The organism is Acidiphilium sp. PA (genome assembly GCF_026191915.1).
GTDB lineage: Bacteria > Pseudomonadota > Alphaproteobacteria > Acetobacterales > Acetobacteraceae > Acidiphilium.
Genome location: NZ_JAIMBY010000057.1, coordinates 1 through 5,902, shown reverse-complemented (window position 1 = coordinate 5,902; position 5,902 = coordinate 1). Strand labels below are relative to the sequence as shown.

Genomic DNA, 5,902 nt, shown 5'->3' with positions numbered 1-5,902 from the left:
ACGCGAAATACGAGCCTCGACGGATTTAACATCCGCCACCTCATATTCACCATAATAAACAATGAGATAAATAGCTTACTCAACCCGTGCCGAGCTATTTAAAAACCCTGAGGGCATTATGAAACAGCATCCAAATAGCCTGACAGATCGGCATCGACCACATCGGTGTAGCCCCGACATATCTGACGGTGCACTTCCTTGACCGCCTGACCCCCGCCCCTATTAGGTCGGTATCCATAGGCGCTGTCCTCGAACTCCGCCTCAAAAATCGGCTCCAGTACGAGCTTGGCAGCGGTCTGCACCACCCGGTCCCGAATAGTCGCGATACCTAGCGGTCGTTCGCCGCCCCCAGGCTTCGGGATCATGACCCGTCGCACGGGCTGAGGTCGATATGCTTTCGAGACAAGTTCCTCACGCAGTTCTGCCAGCCATTCCTGCGCGCCCGCCGCCTCAATCATTGCGAACGTAACGCCGTCCACGCCCGGTGAACCCGCATTGGTGCGGGCTAGCCGATAGGCATGGTGCAGAATGTCGTCGCGGCAGATCTTGTCGTAGAGCACGTAGAAGCGGAAGGCAGGTTCCTCCCTCGCTTTACGATACAGTTTCCTCTGAAGAGTCCCGATCTTATCAGGCGTTTGCAGGCTCATCGCCAATCACCTCCACCTCGTCATCGTCAAAAACACACCAGAAGTCAGGGTCCTTCCCTCCACCGGCATTACCCGGCCTCAGCAGTACTATGACCCTGTCCGACTCCCGCTCCGAACCGCCGCACCAAGTACGGCGTTGAGGCCGCTACCCTCACCCGGAACGAATCTCCCCCGATTACCCGCATCACCCTCCCAACGTGCCGTGCCCACTACCCCGGCGGATCGAGCAGGTGCGCGTGTCGATTGCTTCCCCGCCCGTGCTGCCTTCCCCGTAATTCAGGCGGGTCGGCATCCGCTCCTTCACTTTCGAGGCCTGCTCAGGCTTCACACTCGTTACGGCCCGCTGGATCGCTCAACCGCCCAAGGCGGCCTTTGTCACGAGGCTTCGGCCCGACCGGTTACCCGGCAAAGCCGCTCGTCAGCTACCAGACCTATCGACAACTATCTGGGTGGAACCTTCCTCCACTGGTGTTACGCGCCGTCGGGGCGCACTGAATTATCCCGGTTAGCCGGAATATGACCCTTCTGCCGAAATTGCATCTTCGAAGTTCGTTCGTGGAACTGTGGGGTTGTTGAGTTTCCTGCACGAACCCTGATCGCAGCGGCTGGCATCGCGCGTCCTACCCACGGCCCCTGCACCAGATCGCACCCCAGAGCTCGTATCTGGCGCACCTCCGCATCGCTCTCGGCTCCGTCGATCGTGACGGAAATTCCGAGGTGACGGCCAATGTCCATAGAAGCGCTAATCAGAGCCGTATCATCCGGATCACCATCCGGCCTCATCGGGCGAGCTAGTCGCCGGTCGAGCTTTAACCCCGCGAACGGCAGTCGCGACAGCAAAGCCAAGGCGCCAAATTTGGCGCCAAATCGATCGAGGGTCACCCCAACTCCGCACTCGCGCAATGAGGCAACCGCGTGGTGACGTGTCATTCCACCCTCAACCAGCTCGGCTTCGTCGATTTGTAGATCGAGTCGTCCATCACCCAACCCCTCGCGACCGAACGCCTTCAGAAGCCAATCCAACGTCGCAGCGTCCGCTAATGTCCGGCTTGGCAACGGCACCGCAACCCTCCAATCCGCCGGCCACAATCTGACGTCCGCCGCTGCCGCATCCAGCGCGTAGCGTAACACCTCTGCCGACAATGTGGACCTTTCGAGGATCCGTAGCAGCGGTCCCACCGAGATCATTCTCTGTCGCTTGTTTGGCAACCCCAGCCATAACTCGGCTCCCTCGATCCGGTCAAATTCCTCGGCGCCCGAACGATCCAGCCGCATCCGCGGTAGATAACGCACACAAAACAGGTTCTCCCGTAACGCTTTGGTCAGGCAAACCGCTAGATGCTTTTGTTCGAGTGCCGCCTGTCGTCGTAATGACGCCCGGGTCCGCTGATCGATGGCCCCGGCGTGCCGATCCGGCATGCCCAGATTTGACCCTCGATAATCGGATAATGCCACCTTACTCACACCCACCTCTCTGGCCAAAATTGCTTGATCGTCTGCGTGATCGTAGCGGCAGAAAGTAAAGGCTCCGTTAGTGTCGGCGCAAAAGTTAAACGAACTCCCTTGTTCTGGAATAAAGACAATTTTTTATCGATAGGCGCCGATACGTGAACCGCCCAGCAAAAGGTTCATCGTATCCAGAGATTCCCGGCTTGGTTTGAGTGGAAGTTTCATGCGCGCCTGTTTTCCTAAATCAAACTTGACGCGCGATGGCGGTTTGAGCTTCCTGCCCGCCAGCTTGCCCGCGGGACGTCCAGTCTCTTGCTGGGTGGCCCGATCTCTGACGGCGATGCTGACGCCCCGAGACGGCCGCGGCCTGCCGGTAGCGTTGCGCGGAGTCTTGAACGCGATCGATGCTTTCGGTGACTTCAGAGAGGGGGCCGGGGATTGAACCGCACTCACAAGCCCGATTTTCGCCGCGCCATGAACTGCGCCGGGTTTGCCGGAGGCTCCAACTCTTGAGAGGATGGGGCTATGGGGAAGCGAAAGACATCGAAGAAATATTCGCCTGAGGTCCGCGAGCGTGCGGTCCGGATGGTGTTGGAGCACGCGAAAGATTACGCCTCCGAATGGGAGGCGATTGGTTCGATCGCGGCGAAGATTGGTTGCACGGGTGAGACCCTTCGGGGTTGGGTCCGCCAGGCGGAGCGGGACCGTGGTGAACGGCCTGGTCTGACCAGCGATGAGCGCGATCGGATGAAGGCTCTGGAGCGGGAGAACCGCGAACTGCACCAGGCGAACGAGATTCTGCGCAAGGCATCGGCATATTTTGCACAGGCGGAGCAGGGCGGCCGGTACAGGCCATGATCGCGTTCATCGACGCGCATCGCGAGGTTCGCGGCGTCGAGCCGATCTGCAAGGTCCTGCCGATCGCGCCGTCAACCTACCATCAGCATGCCGGCCGCCGTTCCGATCCGGAGCACCTGCCGCCGCGCGCCAGGCGGGACATCCGACTGCGAACGGAGATCCGCCGGGTATGGGATGAGAATTTCCGGGTCTATGGCGTGCGCAAGGTCTGGCGGCAGTTGCGGCGCGAGGGAATCGAGATCGCGCGCTGTACGACGGCGCGGCTGATGTCGGAGATGGCGCTCGCGGGCGTGATCCGCGGCAAGCCGGTGAAGACGACGGTCAGCAACCGACGCCTCCTCGAGCCGATCGGAAATATCCCGCCCGCCGAAGCCGAAGCGCGCTACTATGAACAACTGAACGAGCTGGCTATGGTGGCCTGACTCAAGCCAAATTGCCCCCGGGATTCCCGGTGCGGTTCAGTTGCTCGCGACTCGCATCACTCGGGATAGCACGCAAATCCACCAAGGAACGGCCTCAGAACTCTGCCGACTTTTTCGCCGGTCGTTATATGTCGCCCCACATATCGACGATCCCGGGGATCTGTCGCGGTCATTAGCGCGAGGAGACGATGCGCTTCGTGGCGTTCCGTTCACAATGGCAGTTTACCACAGAGTTCTGCAATCCCACGCAGAGTCAAAATTCGTCAGAATAGTCGAGCCCAAATCCATTGTTACAATCATTTTGGTTCTTTTACGTAGAATAGTTCGTTCAGGTTCAAACCATGCACTTAACGACCTGTCGAGTTTACGGAGCACACCTCCAACAGTGAACCAAGTTCCGGCCCCGTAGGTTCAATGAAAATAATCGTGAATCTGGAAACTATTTTTTAATAATCTACCGCTATGATCTTAACAAGACAAAAATGTCTATTTGTTCTAACGGTCTTTGTGCCTTTCTTTCCATTGTCCAATGACAAGCGAATGCCTCGGCAATCTATGGGCAATGGTCTGTAAGGTGGCTTTCGTCACAACGTTAGGCGACGATTTAAAGCCAGGAGCTGTGCTTCTCCTGTCGACCTGATTTTTGTGTCTTTCAGTTTTGGGAGCCTTCATGTCAACAACGCTTACACCAACCGGTTTCACGGCCGCCCCCGTTGTGCCCCAGGCGGACAGCGCGGATCAGATCGTCGGGCTCAACCTGCAGAACACCTCGAACACGGCACTGGCTGCCCAACCGACCACGTTCGGCGAGACCTTCAAAGCCGGCGCCGTCAAAAGCACCGATCACCTCACGGCCACCATCAACGGCCAGGTGTATGCCGTGCAGATGGACGCCAAAACCTTCAACCCCGACGGCTCGGTCGCCATGGCGGTGCTGACGGTCGATGCTCCGGAATTGCCCGCCAACTCCACCACCGGCGTCATGCTCTCGGTCGGCGGCACGCCGAATGCGGGCCTGTCTGCCCTCGCCGCGAATCTGGTGAGCGCGTTGCAGCACTATTCCCTCACGGCGACGCTCGACATCACCGCCAATGATGGCGGTGCCACCGGCACGCAGACGATCAACGTGGCGCAGGACGTCGCAGCGGCGCTGAAAGCCGGGTCCGCGACAATGTGGCTCAACGGCCCCCTCGCGCAGGAAGCCATCGTCAGCATTCCGGTCTCAGGCTCGCTGCGGATCGAGGCGGATGTCACCGCCTATGCCAACGGCACGATCGCGGCCAACCTCCAGTTCAACAACGACGCCGCGATGCAAGCCGCGGGCGGCACCATTACCTATTCCACCAGCATCGTGCAGAACGGTGCGACGATCGCCACCCAACCCAGCCTGACGCAATACCAATATCAGGATTGGAGCACCACGGTCGGCACCGCGCCGGCGGCGGGTGCGCTGAATATTCAACACGATGTCGGGTATCTCGAGGCGACCGGCGCGGTTCAGAATTATGATACGCAATATGGCGTTTCCAGTAGCCTCATCGCCGGCGGCAACAACAACGAGGCTTCCCAGATCTCGGCACCAGGGTGGAACGCGCCACTCGGCGTCGATGGAATTACGCAATATATGCCAGGCGTCGGCGGGCGTGGTGATATCGGACCGACGACATCCTACAACGCAACCTGGTTGATTAGCCAGAATGCCACTGCGGCGACATACGCGCTCGGTCAGGCAAAGGAAGCCGGCTCCATCCCATGGCACTTTTTCGATCCGAACAGCACGGGACAGTTCTTGACACCCGGCACCCCAGGCGAAGTGAATATCTGGACTGATCCGCGCGGCAATCCCGGTCTAACGCAGGCAGTCAGCAATGCAACCGGCTGGGCGACCGATCAGGCGCATCAGCCAGATTTATCTTATGTCGCTTATCTCCAAACCGGTAACGTCCAATATCTTGAGCAATTGAACGCACAAGCCGCGTTTTCGCTCGATAACCAATGGAATCCCACACGCCAAGTCACCGGCGCAAACGGGATTTCCTATACCGATATTATCGTGAATGGCGGCGAACAGGTCCGCGGTTCGGCGTGGAGTTTACGCTCAATACAGGAGGCTGCGGCAGCAAACCCAGCCGGTTCGCAGGCAAAAACATATTTTACTCAAGTTGTGAACGATAACTATGCCTACCTCGTTTCCATGATTCCGACTTGGACTCAGGACGAGGGACAGGCATATGGCTACCTTATTGGATCATATGGCAATATTGGGCAAATGGCCCCATGGCAACAAGATTATTTGGCGAGCACAATTGTTCAAGGAGCCGAACTTGGCAATCAAAACGCCGTCACATTCTTGAAATGGGAGTCAAATTTTTTAGTCGGAAGGTTCTTTGCGGATACTCAAGGCTTCAGTCCAGTCGACGGTATCACCTACAATTTGAACTACTTCAATCCTAACGATGCTTCCGGTCAGGGACCTGCAAATTCCGCTGCCTTCATCAAGACGTGGGCGGGAATCGAACAGGCGAC

General features: G+C 58.1%; 2 protein-coding genes, 2 pseudogenes and 1 other annotated feature. Of the genes and pseudogenes, 2 read left to right on the top strand and 2 right to left on the bottom strand.

The genetic code is table 11. The annotated features are described in order from the left end of the window. Window positions 1–116: 116 nt before the first annotated feature. Together AruPA_RS21175 and AruPA_RS21170 are read right to left on the bottom strand one after the other, a co-directional pair. On the bottom strand, window positions 117–647 hold the full coding sequence (locus AruPA_RS21175) for a reverse transcriptase domain-containing protein (protein WP_265638717.1): 531 nt from the start codon (window positions 645–647) through the stop codon (window positions 117–119). Between the two features lie 471 nt (window positions 648–1,118). Beyond that, the gene (locus AruPA_RS21170) at window positions 1,119–2,066 is read right to left on the bottom strand and encodes an EAL domain-containing protein (protein WP_265638716.1); all 948 of its coding nucleotides are present in this window, start codon (window positions 2,064–2,066) and stop codon (window positions 1,119–1,121) included. 555 nt (window positions 2,067–2,621) lie between these two features. Here AruPA_RS21170 and AruPA_RS21165 point away from each other — a divergent pair. Further along, window positions 2,622–3,313, top strand: a pseudogene (locus AruPA_RS21165) (IS3 family transposase); the annotation flags it as partial. Beyond that, window positions 2,909–3,025: a sequence feature (AL1L pseudoknot), on the top strand. Its footprint overlaps the pseudogene before it by 117 nt. Before the next feature lie 733 nt (window positions 3,314–4,046). Further along, window positions 4,047–5,902: pseudogene (locus AruPA_RS21160) on the top strand (hypothetical protein); the annotation flags it as partial.